The following is a 24743-nucleotide window of genomic DNA, read 5'->3' as shown; positions in this document are numbered from 1 at the left end:
TGGTTAACGGTTAATTTATATAAGGAAAGAGAATGGTTATGAATGATCGTGATGACCGCAGCAATATTATCCGACAAATTACAGAGATAGAACACAAAATAAAAACATTGCGAATTCGTTATGAACAGTACTTTGCTGGGGTCGAAAAACGAGCGCCTTTGCGCGAGCGCGATGCCTTGGAACGCGATATGCGCGAGTTTAATAAACGTACAATTATGCAGACCGAGTTGCGCTATAAATTTCAGAATTTATCGAGCACATTTCATTCGTACCAAGGGATGTGGGAACGAGTCCAGCGTGAGATGGATGAGGGACGTTATCATCGCCATGTCAACAAAGTGAGTTCTATTGATGATGTAAGCCATGCGAGACCTGAAATGGAGAGGCTTTACCAAGATTACGAAGCGGTATGCAAACAAAGTCAGTCAAAGCCACCGTCACGCGGTCAGTTGGAGGTTTTTATCGAGCAACAAAAAGAAAAAATACGGAAAAAATATGGCAATGTTGATTGTCAATTTAAGGTGACAAATGACCATGGTAAACCAAAAATTACAGTGAGTTTTAAACGATCATGACACAACTTAGCCAAATTTCTTTTGTTACCCTCCATGTTCGTCGTTCCCCTCAAGCGGTTCCTTTAGCCGCAGCATCTGTTGTTGCTTCACTGCCACCAGCTTCTCGTGAGATGACCCAGCTCATCGATGCCTATCTGTGTGAACAAGATGATGAAATCCTTGGTCGGATTTTTAGCACAAACCCCGACTGTGTTGCTTTTAGCTTGTATGTTTGGAACAAACAACGAGTTCTTGGTTTGGCCCAAAAAATTCGCCAGAAAAATTCAAAGATCGTATTAGTCGTTGGCGGACCTGAAGCGACAGCTTGTGCTCAACAAATCGAAGATCTAGATCTTTTTGATCGTGTTATCTCAGGTGAAGGAGAACGCGTTTTTAGTGCTGTCATTCAGGGTGATATACAGCAAGGTTTGTTGACACAACGAGGACTTGATCTTTCACCAGGAAAAGGAATTGACCTGAGCAAACAGGTTTCCCCTTGGTTGAGTGGCGTTTTGGAACCTGAACACGGTGTGTTGTGGGAAACGTCGCGAGGCTGTCCTTTTCAATGTTCTTTTTGTTACGATGCCCGCGGCAGTTCAGGAGTCCGCGAAATCCCTTTTGATCGTTTAGAGAAAGAGTTGAAACTTTTTGTCCGTCATGGGGTTTCTCAGGTTTGGGTGCTTGATTCTACGTTTAACTTCCCTGCCGAGCGGGGGAAGAAGTTATTACGTTTGATTATTGAGCACGCGCCACAACTTCATTATCACTTAGAAGCTAAGGCTGAGTTTCTTGATCCGGAGACGGTGACATTGCTTCAACATGTCTGTTGTTCGGTGCAGGTTGGATTGCAGTCGGCACGACCCGATGTTCTCAAACATATCAATCGCTCGTTGGATGTGCAGGGTTTTAGTGACAAGGTTAAGATGTTGAGTGACGGGGGCATCACTTTTGGTATTGATCTGATTTATGGTCTACCGCATGATGATTATTCTGGATTATGCGAAAGTATTAACTATGCTCTTGAGTGTTGTCCGAATCATGTCGAAATATTTCCTTTGGCATTGTTACCTGGAACAAAACTGTTTGATCAGCGTGAGCAGTATGGTCTTCAAGCTTTGTCCGTTCCCCCTTATACCGTGACTCAGAGTTCCCACTTAAGCCCGCAGCAATTCCAGAAATGTCGGGAATTGGCTTTGGCCTGTGACCTGTTTTATAACACCGGACGTTCGATGGCCTATTTCCTACCGTTGTGCCGTGCTAGTCGGTTGAGTGCTGTGGAGTTTTTAGATCACTTTAGTCGCTGGTTGATTGAACAACGCAATGAAGGAGAAGATGACGACACGACTTACAGCCCAGTGCAGGTTTTTGCGATGCAACAAGCCTTCATCGAAGCGTTATTTTATCTACAACAGGTTGAAAATCTAATCCCTATTGCCCTTGATCTGATTCGTTTTCATACCCATTGGGCTGATACGCTACTCGGCTGCGAAACTCTTCCTTGTCAATCACCCTTAACAGAGGAGAAAATGTCCCTGTTGGAACGCTGTTGGTGTTTGTCGCCTTCGTTACGGATTGAATCATTTTACTATGATGTTGAAGAAATCGGTATGCTCGGAGACGTTGATTTGGTTGAGTTTGTTGTACTCGCTGACCAAAGTGGATCGACGGGATTGTTTTTGCGACGTGGTGAAGAGGTTTATTGTGAGTCGATTGATGATGTGTTTGCAACGCTGCTCGTTCAAAGTGATGGCAAAACAACGCCAGCACAAATCTTTGCGCCGTTTTCAATGGCACTCACGACGGAAGATTGTGCTGACTTAGTGCATTTTGCAGTGAGTGAGGGGCTGATTGTTTCCGCTACACACTCTTAAATCTTAGCCGGTGTTTCGAGGCTTTCATAACATAAACGTAGGGCACTTTTTGTTCGTGTAACAAGGCGGATTGCGTTAACAGGCTTAGCAATGAAATCAATAAAGCCTAGATCACGTAATTTTGCTTCATCGTTAGCTGTCGATCTGTTTGAGCACGTAATGACGGGAATCTGTCCTGTCTGTGGGTTTTTTTTCAGGGATTTAAGGAGTTCAACACCACCTATTCCGGGCATAGATACTTCAGTGATGATGAGGTGGGGAATTTTTGATGGATCATTGTTAATGCTTCATCAGGCTTGGATACTTTTGTCACCTCAAAACCTTCTTTACTCAATGCTGCTGCTGTTGCCGACAAGGCTAGTTCTTGATTGTCAAAAACGAGAATTCGCCACCAGTCGCCATGATTAGGGCTATTCATCGACTTTAAATAATGACGATTGATTGCAGCATGAATCTCTTTGGCGGTGGTTAAGTAGGGAACAATTCGTAACCCTGTGCCAAAGGATAGCGTGTCGAGAGGATTAACCATGGCGAGATACATGGTTTTATCTTCAATGCGTAGAGGGAAAATAAGTTTTTGTAACGCTTTTTTACTATTCACTAGATCAAGCAGTGATTTTGGGAAATCATGCCCTGAGATGTTCCTAACTGTTTTGAGCCAAAAATGACGAGCTAAGCCAAGGGCAATGTCTCGTTCTGAGATAACACTTTGTTCTTCAGGTACTTGACCAAGCCGTTGACCGCTTTGAGATTGTTGTTCTAGTGCCAACTCGAGGTTACTTGAGTCGATAATCCCCTCTTCAATCAATACTGTATGAAAGCTGCACGCTTTAACTTTTCTTGTTGTCTTAAGCTAATAGTTCTTTAAGTTCAAGAGGTGAAAAACTGTAATTATTATTACAGTATTCGCAAGTTATTACAGTATTTTCACTGCGCTCCGAGAGCTCCAGTAAATCGTCGAGTGGGATACTTTGTAACATATTGACAACTTGCTGTTGGCTACAATGGCAGCTAAAGTTAAGCGGATACTCTGCATGAACTGTAAAGGGTATGCCAGTCATCAGCTTGTCGAGAATCTCTAGCGGAGTGGCTCCGTCACGTAACTGGGTTGAGATAGCGGTAAAATTTGTGAGTGTGAGTTCGAGATGGTCTAAAAGTGAGTCGTCACAGTCAGGCAGTGCCTGAATTAGGAAGCCACCGCTTGCCGCAACTTCAGCATCTATATTCAGTGTAACCCCGAGCGCAACAGAAGTTGGGGTTTGTTCGGAGGTGGTAAAATAATGGGCAAGGTCCTCTGCCACTTCACTGGTCGAAAGTTGAACCATGCCACGATAAGGTTCTTTGAGGCCTAAATCCTTTACAACATGAAGAAACCCAGCTTTGCCGATGGCGTTGGCAACATCAAACTGGTTGTCGACGGGGGGAAGATTGCAGCAAGGCACTTTAATCGTGCCACGTATTGTACCCGTCGCATCGGATTCGGCTTGAAGTTTCTGTAATGGGCCGTTGCCTTCAATGCTTAAGGCAACACGCTGATCATCCTTCAGTAGGCTGCCCATGAGGGCAGCTGCTGTGATGAGGCGGCCTAAGGCGACTGTCGCTGTGGGGTCAGTTTGTTGCCGTTGACAGATCTCTGCGACAAGTTGTGTTGTGCTGGCTACCGTGGCGCGCAATGAGCCATCATCGCTCATGATTCGTATTAATTGGTCTGAAATTGGGTTGTTTTTCATAGAAATAGATTCTTTCATTCGTTGCTTATTGCCATGTGGGTAGGCGGGTTTTGGCTTTTTGAGCTTCTGGACTTTCGGGGTAATTTGAAATGACTTTTTGTAAGATCACTTGGGCGTTGTTGGTATCGCCAAGAGCATAAAATGCCAACCCTTGTTTCATTAAAGCTGCGGGTATTTTTTGATGTTCGGGGTGTTTTTGAATGACATCCTGAAATTGGAGAATAGCACTTTCGTATTGCTTATCGCCGTAATAGGTTTCGCCAATCCAGTACATGGCATTAATAGTTAGATCGTGCGCAGGATATTGTTGGATAAATTGTTTAAACAGATTGCGAGATTGACCAAAGTCACTGCTTTGTTGCACTAATTGTAGGGCGTGTTGGTAAAGTTCATCCGCTGAGGCGGGTGCGTTTTGTGTCGTGACAATGGGTTGTTTAACCGCAACAACTGGTGTTTGTACCACGGCTGGTGTTTGTACCACGGCTGGTGTTTGTACCACGGCTGGTGTTTGTACCACGGCTGGTATCTGAACAACCGGTTGCTCCAAATTCGCAGCAGGGGGTGGCGTTGAACGGGTTGTCGTTCTATTTTCTAGTGTGGAAACCTGTAAGCTCAAGTCATTTTGGGCCAAAGTGAGTTCGTCGCGTAGTTGTTGTATGCTGTGTTGTTGATCTTCAAAACGACCAGCAAGGGTTTGTACGTCAACACGCAAACTGTCCATCTCGGCATTAAGGTTGGCCTGTTGGTGACGTATGTTTGTTAGCTGGTTGTTGTCTAATGATTGTGGTGTTTGCTGAATTGGTCGTTGCTCTATTGATCGCAAGCGTTGATCCAATGATTGGATGTCTGATTGAAATTGAACTTGTTGCTGCGGCAAAAGACAGCCTGTTAGGAGGGTTGCGAGGCCGCTGATGATCATGATTTTTTTGATTTGGGACATAGAATATACTCTCCTAAAAAAAAGAGGGCTGCGCATTTTTATGCACAGCCCCGAGTATCAATTTTGAGTCACGATGGTTTAAAACTGAGGAGTAAATTCAGCACGACGGTTTTTAGCCCATGCTTCTTCACTTCTTGCCATATCGACTGGCTTCTCTTCACCGTAAGAGATGGTGTTGATGCGCTGAGAAGAAATCCCCATTGAAACGAGATAGTCGCGTGTTGCAAAAGCACGACGCTCGCCCAAAGCTAGGTTGTACTCATCAGAGCCACGCTCATCGCAATGACCTGAAATGGTAACTGTTGCGCTTGAGTTAACCTGTAGGTAGCGGGTGTTTTCGTCGAGAATTGTGCGAGCTTGCTCGGATAGGGTGTGCTGGTCAAAAGCGAAATGAACATTTTGTAAAACAGGAGTGGCCACGACTGGAGCTGCGATTGGCGCAACAACTGGTACAACAACAGGCTCATCTTTGTAGGTTGGTACGACAGGTGTTGGCGCGGTCACGATGGTCTCACAGGCCTCACCAGAAGTGTCCGCCGTTAGGCTGGCACAACCAGTTGTAAGTAGAACACTAAGAGCCAAAAGTGATAATAATTTAAAAGTTTTCATTGCTGAAGTTCTCCTTAGGTTGAATCCAAATTAAGTCTTTAACGTTAACCATTAGTTACATAGTCTCTAATCTAATAGCAAGTATACAGACAACGAACTAAAAAACAAGAAATTATACGGTTTTTCCTCTTGCTTTTGTTGTCCTACGTACTTATACATACCTAGTGTTTGATACAGAGAATTCCTTTTCATTATTGATCCGCAGACTTAAAAATAAGTTCGAATAAAATATATAGGGAGAGCAACCTATGGATACAAAGCAGATAGTAGAAGATATTTTACGTTTGGCCAAAGAACGCGATGCGTTAATTCTGGCCCATAATTACCAGCGTGATGAAATTCAGGATATTGCTGATATCACTGGTGATTCACTTGCTCTATCTATCGCTGCAGCCGAAACAGATAAGAAGGTAATTGTCTTTTGCGGCGTTCATTTTATGGCGGAGAGTGCTGCTGTCCTTGCACCCGATAAAACGGTTTTGTTGCCAGTCGAAGGGGCTGGGTGTCCGATGGCAGATATGGTCACCCCAGAGGCTCTACAGACGATGCGCGATGAATATCCTGGAGCGCCAGTTGTTGCTTACGTTAATACCAGCGCTGCGACCAAGGCTTTAAGTGATATTTGTTGCACCAGTGCCAATGCAGTCAAAGTGGTTGCCTCGCTTCCCGAAAAAGAGGTAATTCTGGTGCCAGACCGTAATCTCGGTAATTACATTGCCACTCAGGTCGATAAGGAATGTCACCTGTGGCCTGGCTTCTGCCCGGTGCATGATCAATTGCTACTTAAGCAGATTCAGCAATGTAAGGCTGAGCATCCCGATGCGATCTGCATGGCGCACCCTGAATGTCCGCCAGACGTTCTCGAAGAGGTGGATCAAATTCTTTCCACCGGCGGTATGCTTGAATTCGCTCGCACCAGCACTCACCCTCAATTTATTATTGCTACGGAACGAGGTATCCTTTGTCAGCTGCGAAAAGACAGCCCAGATAAAGAGTTTATCTTCCCGAACTATGAATTTATTTGCGAGGATATGAAACGGATCACTCTCAATGAGTTGTTGCGTTGCCTGCAAACCATGGAAACACAGATTACCGTTCCTGAAGAGATTAGTGTTGCTGCACGCCGATCGTTAGAACGGATGTTGGCGATACCAAGAGATTAGTGGCATCACTTAGTAGCTGAACGATAAGGGCGTGTTTCGACACGCCCTTTATTTTTATGCTTTTGGAGGCGCAGCGTGGCCGAGGAACAACAGTCCTATACAACTCTGCATTCCTTTGTTGATGGAGTGAATACATTTACCGGCCCCTCTGAAGTCCTTGGCTTGACAGGTTCTAGTGGTGCGCGATTTTTAGCAGGTTTGCTGCCACGGAAACAGCCGCTACTTATTTTGGTGGCAAACCTAGACCTTGCTCGACAAACAGTACAAGAACTTCAATTTTTTTCCCCCTCTCCGAGTCAAATTCATCTTTTCCCGCACTGGGAGATGGCCCCTTATGAACCGTTAACACCTCATTGTGAACTTGAAGCAACACGGTTAGCGACATTGCAAGCGTTACTTGTTGGTCAAGCCCAGGTTGTTGTTGCCACAGTTGCTGCCTTGCAGCAAAGGGTGATTCCCCGGACTGTATTACAGTCACTGCGTGAGGAATTGCTGTTTGAAGAGGAATATCCTCGACCAATTTTGCAACAACGGTTACATGATTTAGGCTATCGCTGTGTTGCTCTCGTTGAGGATCGTGGCACCTTTTCATTTCGTGGTGACATTGTTGATATCTTCCCGCCAACGCAAGATCAACCAATCCGCATCGATTTTTTTGGCGATTATGTTGAACGGATGCGTTGTTTTGATCCCGTAACCCAGCGTAGCAACGAGCAGGAGATCAAACGGTTAGAGTTGTTGCCGTCACGCGAGATGGTTTTGGCAGGGGAGCATCTGGATCATTTTATTAGTAGCTTGAAACAACGCTGCAACGATTTGGAACTTTCACGGACAAAGCGTGAATCAGTATTAGAAGAGGTGCGAGAGGGGATTTTATCTCCCGGCCGTTCTTTTTTGCTGCCATTGAACTATTCTAAACTCGACACTCTTTTTGATTATCTCAACGCCAAACAATTTATCGTGATCGATGCACCGGCGGTTGAACAGGCAATGGACGAGTTTAGTCAGCAGGTTCAACATGGAATTACTCGTATGGCTGCTGGTGATGAGCCCTATGTCGAGCCTCATTGTTTGTATTTGGCGCCGCAGGAGATCGAGACGCAGCTGCAGGCCATGCGCCGCATCGATCTATCCAATTTGCATGTTTATCAGCTCGAACAACAGCGAAATGTTTATCACATTCACAGCCAAGGAAATGCCGAGTTTAGTCAGCACGATGATGCAACACAGGCCGATGGTGGCCGCATTCAGCATCTGGCTGATAAATTGGAAGTTTGGTTACAGAATCAGTGGCGTGTGGTGCTTGTTTGCCGTCAGGCTGGTCGGGCGCAACGGTTGTGCGATCTGCTTGAACCGCACTCCTTAGTGCCGGCCCTGTCCGCTGGTCAGCGCTGGAAAGAGAGTCAAACTGCAGGATTAACCCTGTTAATTGGGGATCTTAGTCGTGGTTTTCAACTCAGTGATGAGCAGTTGGTTGTTTTAACTGAGGAGGAGATCTTTGGCCAGCGTGTTCGCCGTCATCGTCGCTCCGAGTTGCGCTCCAAGGTGTCCCTGTCATCGTTGGCTGAACTAAAAGAAAACGATTACGTTGTTCATGCTGACCACGGTATTGCTCGCTATCATGGCTTGCAACAGATGAGCAGTGGTCATTTGAATGGTGATTTTTTACAACTTGAATACTCAGGTGGCGACAGGCTGTTTCTCCCCATTGAACGAATCGAGAAGGTACAAAAGTATGCCGCTGGCGAGGGCCAGAGTGTTCGTCTTGATAAAATGGGCGGAACGGCGTGGGAAAAAACATGTCACAAGGCCCGCGCTGTGGTCGAGGAGATGGCTCGTGAACTTCTTACCATCTATGCCCGCCGTCAAATGGAGGAGGCGCAACCCTTCTCAGCTCCCGATGAAGTGTTTCGCGAGTTTGAGGCGGCATTTCCTTATGAGGAAACCGCCGACCAAATGGCCGCGATTCAAGATGTTCTAGAAGATATGCAGTCGGGCCGACCAATGGATCGTTTGATCTGTGGTGATGTCGGTTACGGAAAAACAGAAGTCGCTATTCGGGCGGCGTTTAAGGCGGCACTCGATAGCAAACAAGTCGCTGTGGTCGTGCCGACGACAATTCTCGCCCGACAACATTTTGCTACCTTCCTTGAGCGTTTTAAAGATTACCCTGTGAATATCGAGATGGTCTCCCGTTTTCGCACCCCAGCCGAGCAGAAAAAAGTGATCGCTGGCTTAGCCGATGGTTCTGTCGATGTGGTCATTGGCACTCATCGCTTGCTTCAACGCGACATCTATTTTAAAGATCTCGGTTTAGTTGTTATTGATGAAGAGCAGCGATTCGGCGTTTCCCACAAAGAACGTTTGAAAAAAATGCGTGCTCAAGTGGCTATGTTAACCCTGAGTGCCACACCAATACCCCGTACTCTCAATATGGGGATGATCGGCATGCGCGATATGTCAATTATCGACACCCCGCCGGTGGATCGCTTGGCGATTCGAACCTACGTCACTCGCTTCGATGATGATTTGATTCGCAGCGCCATCATGCGTGAGTTACAACGGGGCGGCCAAGTCTACTTTGTCCACAATCGGGTTAAATCGATCGAGGCCATGGCTGAATTTTTACGCACATTGGTTCCTGAAGCTAAAATTGCAGTCGGTCACGGCCAGATGGGTGAAAAAGAGCTTGAGAAGGTGATGCTCAGTTTTATTGATGGTGAAACCAACGTCCTCGTCGCCAGCACTATTATTGAAAATGGTCTCGATATATCGCGAGCTAATACCATTATTATTAACCGTGCCGATTGTTTTGGCCTGTCGCAGCTCTATCAATTACGCGGCCGTGTCGGTCGCAGTAAAAATCGTGGTTACGCCTATCTCCTCATTCCGGGTGAAAGTACTTTGACCAAGGACGCTCGCTCACGTCTACAAGTATTGCAGGATTTGACGGAGCTAGGAGCTGGTTTTCGGGTGGCTAATCACGATTTAGAATTACGTGGTGCAGGAGATCTCCTCGGTGGTAAACAAGCTGGGCAGATTGTTGCCATCGGTTTTGAGATGTACACTGAACTGCTCGAAGAGACCATTCAGGAGCTTAAAGGGCAAGAGAAAGAGGGGCGTATTGATCCTGAAATTCGCTTGCGTATGGCAGCGTATTTACCCGATAATTATGTGGTTGATCCCAATCAACGCTTAGTGTTCTATAAAAAACTGGCTGCTGCGGAACAGGATGAGCAGATTTATGACGCTATCGATGAACTTCAAGATCGCTACGGCGCACTACCTGAACCGGGAAAATTGCTATTAGAGCTGATGAAACTTCGTGTTCATCTGAAGCGTTTACGAATCGACCTTGCTGAGTATGATGGTCGCCGCTTAACTTTTGGTTTTCATGCGACCACTACCGTGGCTCCTGAAAAGATTTTGCATCTGATTCAAACTGCCCCAGAGCAGTATAGTTTGTCACCAGACTTCAAATTGAGTATTCTTTTGGAGCGTAGCGATGATTATCAGTTGTTGCGTGATGCTAAAAAGCAATTGCAGCAATTTTATTGACCGTGATAACGTAAGCGGCTCTGAACAATCGGACCTTAACTGTGTCGAGTTAACCCCATTAGGAATGGTATTCATATGTTGAAAAAAATTGTTTTCGTTAGTCTTGTTCTCGGTTTAATGGCAGCAACTGCTAGTGCTGAAACATTGAGTAAAATTGCCGCAGTCGTCAATGAAGAGATTATTACCACTAGGCAGCTGGACTCGCGCCTCAGCGCCGAAGCTCCTGGAGCCAGTGCGGCTGGGCAACAGCGCCAGATGCTCGATGTGATGATCGGTGAATTGTTGATGCAACAACGTGCCGAGGAGATCGGTATTGTTGTTAGCGACGAAGATGTCGAAAAGGCGATCACAGATGTTGAAACTCAAAACAATATCAGCCGTGAACAACTTGAGCAGGCGCTGATCGCTCAAGGGTTAACGATGACCCGTTATCGCAACCAATTAACAAATCAAATATTACGTTACAAATTGATGGGTCGTGAGGTGCAAAGTAAAGTCGATATTACCCGTCAAGAGGTACGAAATTACTACCAAGAGCACCTTGAGGATTATCGCCAATCTGCCCATACCCGTTTAAGCCGACTCTCTTTTCCTGTTACTGCCGATAGTCAGCAAGCTCACCAAGATGCTGATCTTGCGCGGCGTAAACTGGTTGAAGGAGCAACGGTCGACCAGGTGTTACTCGACCTTTCTGGTCATACACAGGTTGAAGGCGGTGACATGGGTGCCTTTAAACCTGGTGAACTGTCTCCTGCGTTTGAAGAGGCGATTTCTGTTCTCGAGCTCGGTGGTATCTCAGAGATTGTAACCCTTGGTGGTATGCTGCACTTGCTTAAAGTTGAAGAGCGCAGTAGTGGTGGTGTGGCTGATCTCGCCAGCGTTGAAGCTGAAATTGGTGAGTTGTTGCGTAAGAAGAAGATGGATGAAAAACTTGAGCAGTGGCGCAGCGATCTTAAAGGTGAGGCGTACATTGATATTCGTTTGTAATAAAGCGCCAAAGGAAAATTAGATGATTAAAGCCCCGCTGTGTGTGATTCATAGAGCGGGGCTTTTTTTTATGCTACACTAACTCCGTTGTTTCAACTCTGGCGAGTAATTCGACAAAATTGTCGAGAGAATGTTCGATTTGTCGCCTTTTTACGAGTAATGGTAACTATTCACCCGTCTTTTAAGATTGGAACAAATTTTGCTTCAGTTATTATTACGCTTAGTTTTCGTACTGATTGTGATTGGAATTGGGTTACTAGAACCAGTTTACGCATTGACGGCCTCAGTTGATGTTTCGGCAGGCTACAGTGACAATGTTTTAGCTAGCTCCGATAATAAAAGCTCAGGCTATTCGCAATACCGTATTGATGTGGATCAAACGCTAAGTGAAAACGATAATTGCTCCTATGGATTGTACGTCGCGGGGCGGTATCGCGATTATTTTCGTTTTACCAATCAATGGCAAGCAACGGTTGGTACATCGAGTTGGAATCGGTTACTGGATGGGAAACTGCATAGCTATAATTTTATTGAAGTCAGTGCTTTTCGTGATGATTTGATCCCAGAGGACGATAACGATATTGTCAGTGTTGGCAGTCAGTGGCGTTGGTTTTTTGATGATAAAATGAGTGCTTCGGTTAAGGCCGATTATCAGTTCAGTGATTATCGCATTAAGGTGGTCGATCGCCAGCAATTGTTTTTGAATGGATCGGGTAGCGGGAAAAAAAATAAAGGATCCAGTGGTCGTGATGCTGGTGCAGATATCGAGCAGCGCACTGATCACCTGTGGCGTGTTGTTATGAATGGTAAATATCTCTTTAGTGCCGACTTGAGCTCAGAGCTGGCAGTGATTGTGAGTCATAATGATTCAAGTCTTGATTCTGAAGCTTACGATGCTATCGGTGTCAAAAACCGTTGGCTTTATTATCTTTTAAACGATGTCAGTCTTGTGTTGGCCGGCAGTCACGTGTGGCGTGATTATGATGCGTTTTCTGAGCGCGAATTTATTTTAAACTCAGAGTTAACGTGGCAGTATTCTGAGTCATACGTTGTTTATCTACGCTGTGATAAACGATGGAATGACTCTCCCATAAACCATGATAGCTATAGCGAGTTGGTGAGCGAATGCGGTTTAATCTGGTCTTTTTAAGTCTTATGATCATCATGATGACAGGGGTTTCTCACGCAGAAACTCTCCGTGGTCGTGTGATTAAGATAGATCGAACCCCATCTGGAGTTAACCTTGGCCTTGAAATGGTTGATGCTCTAACCCAAGCTGACCGGCAGGTGTTTTTAACACTGCCTAACCTTCCTAGAGATATTCAATTAAATAGTCGTATTGCGGTTGAGGCCACTCCCCGTGAATCGGGTACTAATCAAGGTGCACGCTATAGTGCTACGGTAGTTTGTTTTGATACAGCCGATAAAAAAGGGCAAGATAGGACAGGCGTTCGTTCACGCATGAAGCAGTCGCAAGGAAACCGTTCCTCGAATCGTGGTTCACAGCGGGGTCGAAATTGATTGATTCACTCAAGCATCGAAATGGCCCCCTGAAAATTAATTTATTGATTTTTGGTTTGCTGTTTTTTCTGGTCTTAAGTTATTTTTATTGGCAAATATATCAGTCACGGCAAGCCTTCGAGGATCATGTTGGGGAACATGCGAATCTTGTTTCAGAGGTGGTTGCCACCAACCTAAATAGTACTCAGTTGTCGTTAGGGGTGATTGAGAAAGTGGTGACTTCATTTCTAGCTAATACGGCCCGTTTTATTAGCTATCTCGATGAAATTGAACCTTTTTCGACGAATGAGTTGGCTGCTTATATTGAGGAAAATGGTTTGGCTGGAATTTTGATTTATCGGCAGGGGCAACCGATTGTTATGGCCCCCGATAATTGGTTTACCATGGCTCAAGGTCGTGATTACGACCATCAAGAGCTCGTCCATTTAGCTCAGCAACAACTCTACGTTTTGATCTGCCCCGATCCTGATCATCAGCGAACTATTGTCCTCGGTCTTCCATCCCAATCTATTGAGCAGCTTAAAAAGCAGATGGAAGTTCCGCAATTACTCCAATCACTAAGTCAGTTAAGTGGTATTGCTCAATTACGCTTAGAACCATCATCAACGTTGAGTTTAGAGCCTTCCAATACGCATGAACGTCATCTTCCCATGGGTGACAAAACGGTCGTTTTAGAGATTGAATCAGAACTTTTGAGTGTGCGAGAAGCGGAGTTGTGGCAGCAGTTTCTGGTGTTTAGTTCCTTATTGGCGTTTGCTGCAGTCATATTGTCGTGGGTGTTGCAACGCTACCAGAACCGACATACTCATTATTTGCTCGGCTTGCAACTGGAATTAGCGCAACAACGGGAAGATGCATCATTAGGGCGAGCCGCAGCGACTATTAGTCACGAAGTTCGAAATCCGCTTAATGCCATTAGTATGGGATTGCAGCGGCTTCAGCTTGAGGTTAAACATTTAGATGATGATCATCAGTCACTGATACGAGCAATGGGTGAAGCGGTGCAGCGTACCAATGGCATTGTTGTTGGTTTACAGCGTTTTGCACAACCACTGCAGCCGCGCTTGCAGACCGTTGATGTCGACCAAAAGATCCGTCACGTCATGGCGTTGTATCGCCCTCAGGCTGAGAAACAACAGGTAGCAGTTGCCTGTACGATGGAGTCTATTCATTGGCGTATTGATGACGAATTGTTGGGTTTACTACTGGAAAACTTAGTTAAAAACGCCCTTGAGGCACAGCTTATAGGCGGTTTTGTCCATGTAGTTTTACAGCTTCAAGGGGACGAGATGGTACTGATCGTTGAAAATGGTATCGATGAAGAGTTGAGTAACGTCGCTGATTGTTTGGAGCCTTATTATACTACCAAAACTCGTGGTACTGGTCTCGGTTTGACAATGGTACGCAAAATTGCTGTTGCCCATGGTGGTGAGGTGGTGTTGGATCAACCTGATTCCGACTGCTTTCGGGTTCAGGTTAGTTTTCCTTTGAAAGAGATCGTATGACAATTTTAGTTGTTGATGATGAAGCTGTTCAACGTGAAATTTTGCAGGGATTTCTTGAAAAAAAAGGGTATCACGTGTTAACGGCTGTTGACGGAGAAGATGCTTTGAGGTGCTGCGCCCGCTATCCTCTCGATTTAGTATTAATGGATCAGTGTATGCCGGGTTTGCACGGTGACGAAGTCTTAGCGCGTTTACACCAGTCGAATCCACAACTTCGAGTGATTTTAATTACCGCTTTTGGCAGTGTTGAAACGGCGGTGAAGGTGATGAAACTTGGAGCGATAGATTTTATTGAAAAGCCTGTTGATTTGAGTCTGTTGGCTGAAAGAATTGATTCAATTGAACAACAGATCGTTGTCGATAGTGATGTCGAAGCATTACACGAAGTGTTTATTGAGCAATCTCTTCCGTTTACCGTTATTGCTGAGAGTGAAGTGATGCGCGAACTGTTGTCATTGGTTCGCCAAGTGGCTGGTAGCCCTTGGACCGCGCTTATCCATGGTGAGACAGGCACTGGAAAAGAACTCGTTGCTAAGTTGGTTCATCAGTTAAGTCGACGAAGCAAAGCTCCTTTTGTAGAAGTCAATTGTGCGGCTGTTCCAGAAAATTTGTTTGAATCTGAACTGTTTGGTCACGAAAAAGGGTCTTTTACGGGTGCGACAGCATGCCGTTCGGGTCGTTTTGATGCCGCTGAAGGGGGCACCCTGTTTCTCGATGAAATTAGTGAATTACCGTTGTTGCTGCAATCGAAGCTATTGCGTGCGTTGCAGGAGAAAAGGATCTGCCCAGTTGGTGGGGATCGAGAGCATCAGATCGATGTTCGAGTTGTTGCAGCAACCAACGCTGATCTACCCGCTATGGTCGCCGCAGGAACCTTTCGCGAAGATCTCTATTATCGTTTAAACGTATTTGAAATACCATTACCGCCGCTGCGGCGACGCCGTGGTGATGTACCGTTGTTGATTAATCATTTTCTTACTAAATATTCTAAACACACCATGCAATTTGATCACGATGCTTTGGATGCGTTGGTTAAATACGATTACCCGGGTAATGTCCGTGAGTTAGAGCATCTAGTACAACGCCTTGTAACGCTTGTTCGCGGCACGTTGATCCGTCGTCGCGATCTCCCCATGTCGGTACTACAACCTGCCGTTACTGGCCCTGATTGCGAGTCTCTCGATGCACGTTTGGAGGCGGTGGAGCAGCAGATGATGTTGGAAACATTAGAGCAACATCGTTGGGTTCAAACCCGTGCAGCAAAGGCCCTTGGTATTAGTGAGCGCGTGTTACGCTATAAGATGGCCAAGTATGGTATCAAGCGAATGGTGAACTAATTAGATTTCTAAAAAGGACTTCTGAGGATAAAATAATGGCCCATGTTACTTAAAATGTAATATGGGCCATTTTTATTAGAACATACGGTATGAGAGTTGAGCTACAGCGTAGAGGCTTTTGTCCTCATCATCGCCTGTTTCTTGACTGTATTCAAGGCTGGCACGGGCGGTCCAGTGGGGGGTGATTCTATATCGAGCGACCAGTTGACCTTGATTCAATATTGATTGTTCATCATCTGAGTATTCAAGTTGGTATTCAATTTGAAATGTTAGATCTGAGCTGACCTGTTTTTGGTAGCGCAGGCATAAGTTAATCAAAGTATCTTGCTCTTCGGTGTAGTAACCGACACCGAGAGCGGTTTGTAATCCTGCAAGCCAGAGTGGTTTATGAGTCAACTCGGCGGTGTAGTTGAGTTGGTCAGGTCGTGTTGAACCATACGCTTCATAATACAAGCCAACAGCGGTTTCCCATTGTGGAGTCCACATTTTACCAACAGTCAAACCGACTAATTCTTGCGCACTGATATCGAGATCAACACGGTCATTAATTGCATCATAAATCGGTTCAGGATCACGGTTACGCGCATAACTTAAATTAAGCCACCATTGCATGTCGGAATAGCGCAATGAACCATAACCTGTCCATAAATCTTTATCTTCATCGAGTTGATAAAACCCGGAATTGCCATCATTGCTAAAGCTTTCAAAGCGAATTTTTGTATAAGCAGTAATCTGTGGTGAAAATTTCCAATCAGCTAAAATGAAAAGAGCTGTTCGTTCTAAGGCAAAGTCAGTATCGTTGAATTGTTCATTTTCCTGCTTGATGGTTCCTTCACTGTAGCCGAAACCAAATCTCCCAGATTGAAATGTTTTAGCAACCTCCACGGTAGTACTGCGCTCTTTCCATTGATAGGCATCGGCATCGATTTCGGGAATAAACTCTGTTTCGTCTAGCCAACTATAGTGCGTGCTTATCTCAATCCCTTTGCTAAATTCCATAAGAGGTGTTGCTCGAAGAATCTCGGGCCAGTTACTACTTGTTGAGTCTGCGAAACAGGGGGTAGTGAAGGAAAATAGTGAGGCAAAAAGTCCGATAAATAAGGGCAGCTTCATAGAGTGTGATATCCAGTTTATGGTGGCAGGTTATCAAAAAAGGAAACCCATGTTAGTGAATGTTTTCACTAACATGGGCACGTTAAACTGGGTTGGCTTAATTCCGACCGCGCTGAGCACGAGTTTGAACACGAGTAGCGGTTGCATCAAGAGAACCTGAACCGTCTAGTAGTTGTTGGCCGCCAGCCTCATAGGTGTCGCATAGTCCGTTATCGTCGCTATCAACAAAGTTTGTTGCCGCTGCGCCAACCCCTGTACCTGGTTCAGGGCGAGTATCGCCAATGCCGTCGTCATTGGTGTCAATCATGTTTAAGCACGTGCCACCATCGGCTCCGCGAAATTGAGATGCCTCAACGTGTGCAGGTAGGGCAAAGAGAGCGAGTGTAAGAGTTGCGACAGCTAATTTTGTGAGTGTTGTTTTCATGTTTTGTCCTTTCGTGACAAGTAAGGTGAAGTACGTACAGTTAAAATTTAATCAGCGCTGTGTTTGTACTTACCTATAGAGCAATGGCTGTGCCAATCGAAAGGTTAAATTAAATATGAATGATTCTGGGTGCTTAGCGTCTTTAGTGCTTGTTGAGTCGAGGCTGGGTGGTCGACAAATCTGGGATCTGGTCGACAGTTTTGTCGAACTAGGAGGGGGGGGGGACCTGATATTTCATGACGAGAATGAACGGAGAATTATGGGAGCGCGCGTGTCGTGTCTTAAATGGAAAACGGTGGAGAGGGTTAGAGATGGCTCCATAGGACAGTGCCCCAGACGTAGGTCATGAGGAATAAGCTGACAAGTACCGCAGCAGAGCCGATATCTTTAGCGCGCCCTGAAAGTTCATGATGCTCTGTACCAATTCGATCAACGATCGCTTCAATTGCAGAATTTATCAGTTCAACAATGAGGACTAGTATTAACGTTGCCACCATAATAAGTCGTTGCGTTATATCGATATCGAACAAAAAAAGCAAAGGGAGGAGGATGACTGCCAGCAGAAGTTCTTGGCGAAACGCCGCTTCATTCTTAAACGCCGATCGAAGTCCCGCCAGTGAGTAGCCAAAGGCCAGAACAATTCGTTTCACTCCTGTATTCTTAACCATGACGTTTTTCCATTCTTTTTGTAGTGGTGTAATCGTGAATTTGATGTTGGTAAGATTACCATAATGGCTGCGGTTAGAAGAAATAATTAAATCACCACTGTCAATCATATCGAGTAGAAAATGTAAAACATGGTTTGGCTGGTAATGTGCATTGATGTATCAAAGGGAATACAAGTGTATTGCGATTCTCTGAGTTGATTGAATGCAGCGTTGCTAACTTCCGTTGTCAAGTTGGTACGGAATGGTTATAGTGTTTATGTTGTTCGTTGGAACCTGGGTGTGTTGTGAGGAGGTTGCTGTGTATACAAAGCTGAGTAAATTGATGACCTTGTTTGGCCTGTGTGCCATGGGTTTTTACGCTATCATGCTGTCATCAGGGAATTTTTCACTAAATGTAATGCCGCAATTCGCCATCTCGGCCGTGATGTTTTTAAGTTCTGGGCGGATCATGAGAAAGATTGCCAAACGTATTCGCGCAGGTCAGGGTAAGGAAGAGGAAGAGAAACATCAAGGGATGGACGTTCAATTGCTCAGTTGGGTGATTGGTATGTTTGTTTTAATGGTTGTGTCGTTGATGCTGTTAGTTCCGTTTGGCGTATCTCTTGAAGATACTTACCTTTTCCGCATAACTCACCAGTTGTGTGATAGTGGTTTAATCCCTTAAGTTTCTTTTACGCCTAGTTTAGCCTCTCAATTTCGCAAAAATGCAAATTAACCCTGTTTCGCATCACAAATATGCAAAACAGGGTTTTATATTTCCGGCTATATCGTCTGTAAACCCGTTTAATCCCTGCCTCTGCCACATTTCACCCGTATACGCTTAGATTGTACTGTGCTGCCCCCTCTTGTTATTCAATTCCACTACAAATGTGCAAAAGTGCAAATCCGCTCAGATTACGAACTCAGTAAATCACAATAAAATTACCGGTTAACCTGTCGTTATTATTCGTTTATATTTAAAAAAAATCCATTTTTTAAATGTTGGTATACAGGTTGCTATTACTACTAGGTAACGTCTCTGTAGGTCACATCGTTATATTTAACTGAGGTGGTTATGCCCGATCAAGGTGTTTGCCCGTTTTTTCGTCAAGATGAAAATAAGTGTGATGTTGGTTGCGGTCATATTTCGACCCACGATGTCAAAATGATTATCTCCTATTGCGATCGACGTTATACGGAATGTTCAAAGTATCAACAATTAGAGATGAAGTACCCAGCAGAGCACTGCCAACATCAGTTGGAGCCAACTGTTACACGAAAACAAATGGTAGAGGGGGGTCACACTGTCGCAACGAAGCCCGTTGTTGCCCCTTTTAAAGTTAAGTGGCCAAGCGCATTTCAACTTAAAGATGTTACGGCCCAATATAATGCAGATACTAATTACTCACAGGAGAAACAAACCATGGCACAGCAAATCAAGAACAAAGGGTTGCAGGTCGTTATCGCCGCAACAGGTATCAACTTAGCACTGGGCATCCTCTATACTTGGAGTATTTTTAAGGGCGCTATCGCTGATTCAATCGCAGCAGGCGGTCCAGGGGCATTTAATTGGGATAAGTCTTCAATTAATGATCCATATGCGGTTGCGTGTTTAGCATTTGCTGTATCAATGATTATCGCTGGTAAGTTACAACAAAAATATGGCCCTAAGGTGACCTGCGTTCTCGGTGGTCTAATGGTTGGTGCTGGTTTTATTTGGATCTCACAAACAACGGACTACTGGTCATGGATCGCTGGCTTTGGCATCATGGCGGGTATGGGTATTGGTTTTGGTTATTCAGCAACCACCCCTCCTGCACTGAAGTGGTTCTCTCCTGCTAAGACAGGTTTGATTGCTGGTATCGTCGTTTCAGGTTTCGGTCTTGCTTCGATCTACATTGCTCCTTTAGCAAAAACATTGTTGGCAACTCAAGGGCTACAACAGTCGATGTTCATTTTCGGTGTTGCGTTTGCTATCGTTGTCAGTGTTCTTGGTTTATTCATTGAAAATCCACCTGAAGGTTTTGTTCCTGCTGGTACACCTGCCGTAGCCGCGGCAAGCACGAGTGTTGACATGACTGCGGGTCAGGTTTTGAAAACATCTAAATTCTACATCCTCTGGACCTGCTTCTTTGTTGGTGCGGGTGCTGGTCTGATGGTTATCGGTAGTGCAAAAGGTTTGGCAAAGGCAAGTATGGGCGAGATGGCTTTCCTTGTTGTTGCTATCATGTCAGTGGGTAACGCTGCGGGTCGTCTGATTGCGGGTATCGTTTCTGATAAAGTGGGCCGCGCAAACACCCTAACCTTCATGCTCGCTTTTCAAGCATTGTTGATGTTTGCTGCCATCCCTGTTCTTGGCAGTACTGACAGCAGCCCAGTATTGGTTGTATTGCTTGTTACCTTCATGGTGTTCAACTACGGTACCAACCTCTCACTCTTCCCTTCATTTGCTAAAGACCTTTGGGGTGCTAAAAACCTTGGCATGAACTACGGTATTCTGTTCAGTGCTTGGGGTGTGGGTGCATTCGTTCTGGTACGTGTTTCACAAATGATGGTTGTTAATACTGGTAACTTCAACCTGTCCTTTAAATGCGCAGCGGTCATGTTGCTCGCAGGTTCAGCTCTGTCGTTAACTCTGCGTGCCAAAAAAGCAGTTACTGCTACCGCAGCAGCGCCTGTTATGGACACCGAGGAGTACGAAGAGGAAGATCTCATCGAGAACTAAATTACTCAAGACGTTACAGTTTGATTCATAGAGTTATGGATGGTTGATGGCAACCATCCATAACTATTTCTAGGGGGAATTATGGATTACCAGAACATCATGTTGAGTTACTCAAATCCTGATCGCGATACGGAAGCATTGCACGCAGCTCTTGATCTTGCTTATCGTCATGAAGCACAGTTGACGGTCCTTCAAGTGAACGGTCAATGCGATAATGACAACTGCACCCGCCATTATCTCTACTCAGTAGATGAGTTAGCTCTGCAGGTTGACAAGGCCAATGGCCATGGCGTACCTGTTGAATATCTTGTTGCTGATTGTGGTAACCTGGTTCAGGCAACTCTCGATCAAGCGGCTGATTTCGATCTTCTCGTCGTTGCAGATAGCCATACATCCTGTTTTGCTGATCAACTTGATCCATCACTGAGTCAAAAGCTTACTTCACCCGCTCAATTGCAACAATTAGAGTTGGCCGTGTAATTCTCACCCAGCCATTGCATTGTGGTTGTAAGCATGATTAATTAAAGCCGTTCTCCGTTGGAGGACGGCTTTTGTCGTTTAAGATCATCCTTTTTTGTTTGTTGAAACGAGTCAAAATGAAAGCGTATCAGGATTATCAACGCAAGAAACTACTCGATGGGCCGTGGACCCTTGAAGGCGATACTCATGCATGTCAACAAGCGGTAGTTATTCCAGCGCTGGGTGAAGGGGAGCAGTTGTGGGCAACGCTTGAGAGCTTAGCAACCAATCCTGTTGATGTATTAGGCCACTGCGTTGTGGTGGTGGTGATCAACTCTCGTTCTGATTGCCACGCTGAATTGATTGAGCAAAACAAACAAGATCTCAATGAACTTCGCCAAGGACGCTCTTTTGGTGAATTACGTTTGGCCTGGGTGGATGCCACCTCTCAGGGGCGCGAACTTCCGTTGAAAACTGGTGGTGTGGGCATGGCGCGTAAAATCGGAAGTGATTTGACCCTGCCCCTATTGAGTCGCGGTGGGCAACTGATCCACCTCGATGCCGATACCATTGTTGATGGTAACTACATGGCAGCCATTGGCGCTTCATTCAAAAATGCACCGTTTGGTGGTGCTGTGATCCCCTACTGTCATCAACCCAGTGGTGATCCAGACCATCATCAGGCAATCACCCTTTATGAACTGTATTTGCGCAGTCACGTGCTTGGTTTGCAGCACGCAGGATCACCTTATGGTTACCACACCATCGGTAGCACTATGGTCAGTACGCGTGAGGCCTATATTAAAGCAGGGGGGATGAATTGCCGTCTTGCTGGTGAAGATTTTTACTTTATGCAACAACTGGCGAAAACCAGTGGTGTTGGCCATGTACGTGGCACCGTTGTTGCCCCAGATTCGCGCGTGTCGCAGCGCACTCCCTTTGGTACCGGACAGGTGGTACTCGAACTGAGTTCGGATAGCGCTGCCTCGCAGCGTTTCTATGCGCCACAGTGCTATCAAGTGTTGCGGCAATGGCTAACCCTTGTTAAACGCGAACAGAGTGCTGACGCGGATGCCCTACTCTTTCAGGCTGGTGAGATCTGTTCGGTGTTGCAGGACTTTCTCAAACAGGAGAAGTTTGTCGCAACATGGCAGAGAATCTGTACGACCCATAAAGATGTAACACGACGACAACGGGCGTTTCACGAATGGTTTGATGGTTTAAAAACCATGCGTTTGATCCACGCTCTGAGTGATCAAGCGTATCCCGTCGCTGAGGCGGCCGAACATGTGCCGAGTCTATTGAATTTAACCGCTATTGAGTGTGGCGAAAATGCTGAACAATGGTTAGCCGCCTTACGCAAGCAGGTTTAGTTAACACTCAGAACCATAGTAAGTAGTGGCATCAGTAGCGCAGTGATCATTCCACTGAGGCCAATGGCTAACCCCGCAATCGCCCCACCGAGTAGATCGATCTCAAGCATGCGGCCCGTACCAATTCCATGCGCTGCGGTTCCCATCGCCAATCCCATTGATGCCGGATCGTTGATTCCTAACATGCGGCAAAAAGACGGACCAATCACCGCCCCAAAACAGCCTGTCGCTACCACCATTGCTGCTGTTAATGGCACGATGCCACCAAATTTTGTCGCGATACCGATAGCAATCGGAGTGGTTACCGATTTTGGCGCCACAGTCAGCGCTAATTGCTCACTGCCACCCATCAATAAAATAATTCCTGAAGCGGTAATGATGGAGACAATTGACCCTGCGGTAATTCCTGAAAAAATAGGTATCAGTCGCTGCATCACCTCGGCACGGCGTTGGTAGAGCGGCACACCTAAGGCCACCACCGACGGGCCAAGGAGAAATAAAATAATATCACCACCTACAGAATAATCCTCATACGAGATATTGCATTGTTTTAAAATAACAATCACTGACACAATCGAAACAATAGCTGGATTCAATACGGTGTATTGGAAACGCTTATGCAAAACGGCGGCAAGCTGAAAGGTGATCAACGTTAGAGTGATGCCGAACAGTGGCGATGACAGCAGGCTATTGGTCATTGCAGCCCCCTGTTTTCGTAAGCCATTTCGATGTCAGCCCCGTTGCAGCGAGAACCGCTAAGGTACTGACTACTGTAGCAACCAGCAGCGGTAACCACTGTTGTTCAATCAGATCAAAATAGACCATCACCCCGACACCGGCAGGAACAAATAGCATCGTAAGATTATTTAACAGGAGAGATGCTGCATCGGTTACCCACTCTAATTGGATGAGGCCGAAGCGCAAACCAGCCAGCATCAACACCATCCCCACCACACTGCCGGGTAACGGTAAGTCAAGCCATTGTGACAATAGCTCACCTAACGTTTGTAAACTAAAGAGAATTGCGAATCCGCGGATCATTGTGAACTCCTGCATGAACTACTTAGTTATTTGTCGATAATTTCAACACTATATACCGTTGATTAGCTTTGCTAAACCATAAAAAGGTCGATGTGTGCTATAGTTATCAATCAATTTTTTGTAGTGATTCAAAGGATGGTGGCTGGATGGTAACTGAAATGGAACAACCTTATATTATTACCATGGGCGACCCTGCGGGGATTGGCCCTGAAATTATTATTAAAGCGCTGATCGATGGGCAGTTTGACGCACTTCTTGATCAAATTGTTGTCGCTGGCGATGTGGCGATATTGCAGCGTGCGGCGAAGGTTTTTAACGTCGAGGCTTCGCGTCGAACGGGCGATGATGGCGAAGTTGTCCTCGTTGTTGGGCCACGGCAGTTGCGCGTACAGCCGTTATCGAATCTCAATCCAGAGAAGATCCCTTTTGGTCAGATTTCGCCAGCTTGCGGTAAGGCGATGCTCGATTATATTGAGTGGGCCTGCGAGCGGTGCCGTACAGGTCAAGGCCGCGCTATGATCACCGCGCCGATTCAAAAAGAGGCCATTCGTGCGGCGGGCTGTGAATTTCCTGGACATACTGAACTGTTGGCCGAGCGCTGCGGCGTTGATAAAGTGGTGATGATGCTTGGCGGTTCGCGGCTCAAGGTGTGTTTAGTCACCACCCACCTCGCCTTACGCGACGTGCCTTCGGCGGTGACAGCGGAAGAGATCGATGCCACTCTACGCGTTACCGATGCCGCCTTTCGCCAACATTTTACCTCCCATGCACCACGAATCGCTGTATTAGCCCTTAATCCCCATGCGGGTGAAGGGGGGATGTTTGGCGATGAGGAGCAACGTATTATTGCCCCAGCCATTGCCCGCGCCAAAGCAGCGGGGATGGATGTCAGCGGCCCCCACAGCGCCGACACCTTGTTCCATTTTGCTGTGCAGGGTGAGTATGATGCCGTGGTGTGCATGTATCACGATCAGGGGCTCATTCCCCTCAAGTTGCTCCATTTTGATGATGGCGTTAACGTCACTCTTGGCTTGCCGATTATTCGCACCTCCGTCGATCACGGTACGGCGTATGATCTCGCCGGAACGGGACGTAGCAGCGCTGAGAGCTTGGTGGCCGCGGTGCAGATGGCCATTGAAATGAGTGGTTCAGACCAGCAATGATTTTTGCGTAAAACTCAGCAAAG

General features: G+C 46.0%; 24 protein-coding genes. 14 read left to right on the top strand and 10 right to left on the bottom strand.

The window, feature by feature from the left end; translation table 11 throughout:
* Positions 1–38: 38 nt before the first annotated feature.
* Together ACZ5KY_RS03360 and ACZ5KY_RS03355 are read left to right on the top strand one after the other, a co-directional pair.
* Positions 39–575 (top strand): hypothetical protein, encoded by a 537-nt coding sequence (locus tag ACZ5KY_RS03360; RefSeq protein WP_464242495.1) that lies wholly within the window; start codon positions 39–41, stop codon positions 573–575.
* Positions 572–2425 (top strand): B12-binding domain-containing radical SAM protein, encoded by a 1854-nt coding sequence (locus ACZ5KY_RS03355; protein WP_464242494.1) that lies wholly within the window; start codon positions 572–574, stop codon positions 2423–2425. Before ACZ5KY_RS03360 ends, ACZ5KY_RS03355 begins: the two co-directional genes overlap by 4 nt.
* Here the strand turns inward: ACZ5KY_RS03355 and ACZ5KY_RS03350 are convergent.
* The 5 genes from ACZ5KY_RS03350 to pal form a co-directional block, all read right to left on the bottom strand.
* Entirely contained in the window at positions 2422–2658 is a 237-nt protein-coding gene (locus tag ACZ5KY_RS03350; protein WP_464242493.1) for a response regulator, read from the bottom strand. The genes ACZ5KY_RS03355 and ACZ5KY_RS03350 overlap by 4 nt on opposite strands.
* Positions 2646–3194, bottom strand: a complete 549-nt coding sequence (locus tag ACZ5KY_RS03345) for a GspE/PulE/PilB domain-containing protein (protein WP_464242492.1) — start codon at positions 3192–3194, stop codon at positions 2646–2648. The genes ACZ5KY_RS03350 and ACZ5KY_RS03345 overlap by 13 nt, the downstream gene beginning before the upstream one ends.
* A gap of 79 nt (positions 3195–3273) precedes the next feature.
* Complete coding sequence (gene hslO / locus ACZ5KY_RS03340) at positions 3274–4173, bottom strand: Hsp33 family molecular chaperone HslO (RefSeq protein WP_464242491.1); 900 nt, start codon at positions 4171–4173, stop codon at positions 3274–3276.
* Between the two features lie 7 nt (positions 4174–4180).
* Positions 4181–5095: a tol-pal system protein YbgF gene (gene ybgF, locus ACZ5KY_RS03335; RefSeq protein ID WP_464242490.1), complete on the bottom strand. Its 915-nt coding sequence runs from the start codon at positions 5093–5095 to the stop codon at positions 4181–4183.
* Between the two features lie 78 nt (positions 5096–5173).
* A complete protein-coding gene (gene pal, locus ACZ5KY_RS03330; protein WP_464242489.1) occupies positions 5174–5704 on the bottom strand; it encodes a peptidoglycan-associated lipoprotein Pal in 531 nt (176 codons plus the stop codon).
* Between the two features lie 248 nt (positions 5705–5952).
* On the opposite strand from pal, the gene nadA reads away from it, so the two are divergent.
* From nadA to ACZ5KY_RS03295, 7 genes are all read left to right on the top strand, one after another.
* Positions 5953–6867 (top strand): quinolinate synthase NadA, encoded by a 915-nt coding sequence (gene nadA / locus ACZ5KY_RS03325; RefSeq protein ID WP_464242488.1) that lies wholly within the window; start codon positions 5953–5955, stop codon positions 6865–6867.
* A 75-nt stretch (positions 6868–6942) separates the two neighbouring features.
* Positions 6943–10425: a transcription-repair coupling factor gene (gene mfd, locus ACZ5KY_RS03320; RefSeq protein ID WP_464242487.1), complete on the top strand. Its 3483-nt coding sequence runs from the start codon at positions 6943–6945 to the stop codon at positions 10423–10425.
* Positions 10426–10500: 75 nt separating this feature from the next.
* Positions 10501–11412 (top strand): SurA N-terminal domain-containing protein, encoded by a 912-nt coding sequence (locus ACZ5KY_RS03315; RefSeq protein ID WP_464242486.1) that lies wholly within the window; start codon positions 10501–10503, stop codon positions 11410–11412.
* Positions 11413–11611: 199 nt separating this feature from the next.
* Positions 11612–12562, top strand: coding sequence for a hypothetical protein (locus ACZ5KY_RS03310; RefSeq protein ID WP_464242485.1), 951 nt, complete (start codon positions 11612–11614; stop codon positions 12560–12562).
* Complete coding sequence (locus ACZ5KY_RS03305) at positions 12538–12933, top strand: hypothetical protein (protein ID WP_464242484.1); 396 nt, start codon at positions 12538–12540, stop codon at positions 12931–12933. Before ACZ5KY_RS03310 ends, ACZ5KY_RS03305 begins: the two co-directional genes overlap by 25 nt.
* Positions 12930–14438: a sensor histidine kinase gene (locus tag ACZ5KY_RS03300; protein WP_464242483.1), complete on the top strand. Its 1509-nt coding sequence runs from the start codon at positions 12930–12932 to the stop codon at positions 14436–14438. Before ACZ5KY_RS03305 ends, ACZ5KY_RS03300 begins: the two co-directional genes overlap by 4 nt.
* Complete coding sequence (locus tag ACZ5KY_RS03295) at positions 14435–15775, top strand: sigma-54-dependent transcriptional regulator (protein WP_464242482.1); 1341 nt, start codon at positions 14435–14437, stop codon at positions 15773–15775. Before ACZ5KY_RS03300 ends, ACZ5KY_RS03295 begins: the two co-directional genes overlap by 4 nt.
* 75 nt (positions 15776–15850) lie before the next feature.
* Here the strand turns inward: ACZ5KY_RS03295 and ACZ5KY_RS03290 are convergent, their stop codons facing one another.
* The 3 genes from ACZ5KY_RS03290 to ACZ5KY_RS03280 form a co-directional block, all read right to left on the bottom strand.
* Complete coding sequence (locus tag ACZ5KY_RS03290; RefSeq protein WP_464242481.1) at positions 15851–16888, bottom strand: TonB-dependent receptor; 1038 nt, start codon at positions 16886–16888, stop codon at positions 15851–15853.
* Positions 16889–16985: 97 nt separating this feature from the next.
* Positions 16986–17312 (bottom strand): hypothetical protein, encoded by a 327-nt coding sequence (locus ACZ5KY_RS03285; protein WP_464242480.1) that lies wholly within the window; start codon positions 17310–17312, stop codon positions 16986–16988.
* A 305-nt stretch (positions 17313–17617) separates the two neighbouring features.
* Positions 17618–17980 (bottom strand): diacylglycerol kinase, encoded by a 363-nt coding sequence (locus tag ACZ5KY_RS03280; RefSeq protein ID WP_464242479.1) that lies wholly within the window; start codon positions 17978–17980, stop codon positions 17618–17620.
* A 298-nt stretch (positions 17981–18278) separates the two neighbouring features.
* Here ACZ5KY_RS03280 and ACZ5KY_RS03275 point away from each other — a divergent pair, with 298 nt between their 5' ends.
* The 4 genes from ACZ5KY_RS03275 (at position 18279) to ACZ5KY_RS03260 (ending at position 22516) form a co-directional block, all read left to right on the top strand.
* A complete protein-coding gene (locus ACZ5KY_RS03275) occupies positions 18279–18644 on the top strand; it encodes a hypothetical protein (protein ID WP_464242478.1) in 366 nt (121 codons plus the stop codon).
* A gap of 390 nt (positions 18645–19034) precedes the next feature.
* Complete coding sequence (locus ACZ5KY_RS03270) at positions 19035–20684, top strand: L-lactate MFS transporter (RefSeq protein ID WP_464242477.1); 1650 nt, start codon at positions 19035–19037, stop codon at positions 20682–20684.
* An 81-nt stretch (positions 20685–20765) separates the two neighbouring features.
* Positions 20766–21164: a hypothetical protein gene (locus ACZ5KY_RS03265; RefSeq protein ID WP_464242476.1), complete on the top strand. Its 399-nt coding sequence runs from the start codon at positions 20766–20768 to the stop codon at positions 21162–21164.
* Between the two features lie 116 nt (positions 21165–21280).
* Entirely contained in the window at positions 21281–22516 is a 1236-nt protein-coding gene (locus ACZ5KY_RS03260) for a glycosyltransferase (protein ID WP_464242475.1), read from the top strand.
* Here the strand turns inward: ACZ5KY_RS03260 and ACZ5KY_RS03255 are convergent.
* Both ACZ5KY_RS03255 and ACZ5KY_RS03250 read right to left on the bottom strand, forming a co-directional pair.
* Positions 22513–23214, bottom strand: a complete 702-nt coding sequence (locus ACZ5KY_RS03255; RefSeq protein ID WP_464242474.1) for an LrgB family protein — start codon at positions 23212–23214, stop codon at positions 22513–22515. The genes ACZ5KY_RS03260 and ACZ5KY_RS03255 overlap by 4 nt on opposite strands.
* Positions 23204–23557: a CidA/LrgA family protein gene (locus tag ACZ5KY_RS03250; RefSeq protein WP_464242473.1), complete on the bottom strand. Its 354-nt coding sequence runs from the start codon at positions 23555–23557 to the stop codon at positions 23204–23206. Before ACZ5KY_RS03250 ends, ACZ5KY_RS03255 begins: the two co-directional genes overlap by 11 nt.
* A gap of 146 nt (positions 23558–23703) precedes the next feature.
* On the opposite strand from ACZ5KY_RS03250, the gene pdxA reads away from it, so the two are divergent.
* Positions 23704–24720, top strand: a complete 1017-nt coding sequence (pdxA, locus tag ACZ5KY_RS03245; protein ID WP_464242472.1) for a 4-hydroxythreonine-4-phosphate dehydrogenase PdxA — start codon at positions 23704–23706, stop codon at positions 24718–24720.
* Positions 24721–24743: the final 23 nt, after the last annotated feature.

The organism is Desulfuromonas svalbardensis, from assembly GCF_055389415.1.
This window is presented reverse-complemented; position numbering and strand designations above follow the sequence as displayed.

Coding starts and splice junctions, on each gene's coding strand:
- ACZ5KY_RS03285 (WP_464242480.1), bottom strand. CDS start 17,312: ATGAAAACAACACTCACAAAATTAGCTGTCGCAACTCTTACACTCGCT.
- ACZ5KY_RS03355 (WP_464242494.1), top strand. CDS start 572: ATGACACAACTTAGCCAAATTTCTTTTGTTACCCTCCATGTTCGTCGT.
- ACZ5KY_RS03270 (WP_464242477.1), top strand. CDS start 19,035: ATGCCCGATCAAGGTGTTTGCCCGTTTTTTCGTCAAGATGAAAATAAG.
- ACZ5KY_RS03290 (WP_464242481.1), bottom strand. CDS start 16,888: ATGAAGCTGCCCTTATTTATCGGACTTTTTGCCTCACTATTTTCCTTC.
- ybgF (WP_464242490.1), bottom strand. CDS start 5,095: ATGTCCCAAATCAAAAAAATCATGATCATCAGCGGCCTCGCAACCCTC.
- ACZ5KY_RS03350 (WP_464242493.1), bottom strand. CDS start 2,658: ATGCCCGGAATAGGTGGTGTTGAACTCCTTAAATCCCTGAAAAAAAAC.
- ACZ5KY_RS03265 (WP_464242476.1), top strand. CDS start 20,766: ATGGATTACCAGAACATCATGTTGAGTTACTCAAATCCTGATCGCGAT.
- ACZ5KY_RS03260 (WP_464242475.1), top strand. CDS start 21,281: ATGAAAGCGTATCAGGATTATCAACGCAAGAAACTACTCGATGGGCCG.
- ACZ5KY_RS03250 (WP_464242473.1), bottom strand. CDS start 23,557: ATGATCCGCGGATTCGCAATTCTCTTTAGTTTACAAACGTTAGGTGAG.
- nadA (WP_464242488.1), top strand. CDS start 5,953: ATGGATACAAAGCAGATAGTAGAAGATATTTTACGTTTGGCCAAAGAA.
- ACZ5KY_RS03360 (WP_464242495.1), top strand. CDS start 39: ATGAATGATCGTGATGACCGCAGCAATATTATCCGACAAATTACAGAG.
- ACZ5KY_RS03295 (WP_464242482.1), top strand. CDS start 14,435: ATGACAATTTTAGTTGTTGATGATGAAGCTGTTCAACGTGAAATTTTG.
- ACZ5KY_RS03280 (WP_464242479.1), bottom strand. CDS start 17,980: ATGGTTAAGAATACAGGAGTGAAACGAATTGTTCTGGCCTTTGGCTAC.
- ACZ5KY_RS03255 (WP_464242474.1), bottom strand. CDS start 23,214: ATGACCAATAGCCTGCTGTCATCGCCACTGTTCGGCATCACTCTAACG.
- pdxA (WP_464242472.1), top strand. CDS start 23,704: ATGGTAACTGAAATGGAACAACCTTATATTATTACCATGGGCGACCCT.
- hslO (WP_464242491.1), bottom strand. CDS start 4,173: ATGAAAGAATCTATTTCTATGAAAAACAACCCAATTTCAGACCAATTA.
- pal (WP_464242489.1), bottom strand. CDS start 5,704: ATGAAAACTTTTAAATTATTATCACTTTTGGCTCTTAGTGTTCTACTT.
- ACZ5KY_RS03315 (WP_464242486.1), top strand. CDS start 10,501: ATGTTGAAAAAAATTGTTTTCGTTAGTCTTGTTCTCGGTTTAATGGCA.
- ACZ5KY_RS03305 (WP_464242484.1), top strand. CDS start 12,538: ATGCGGTTTAATCTGGTCTTTTTAAGTCTTATGATCATCATGATGACA.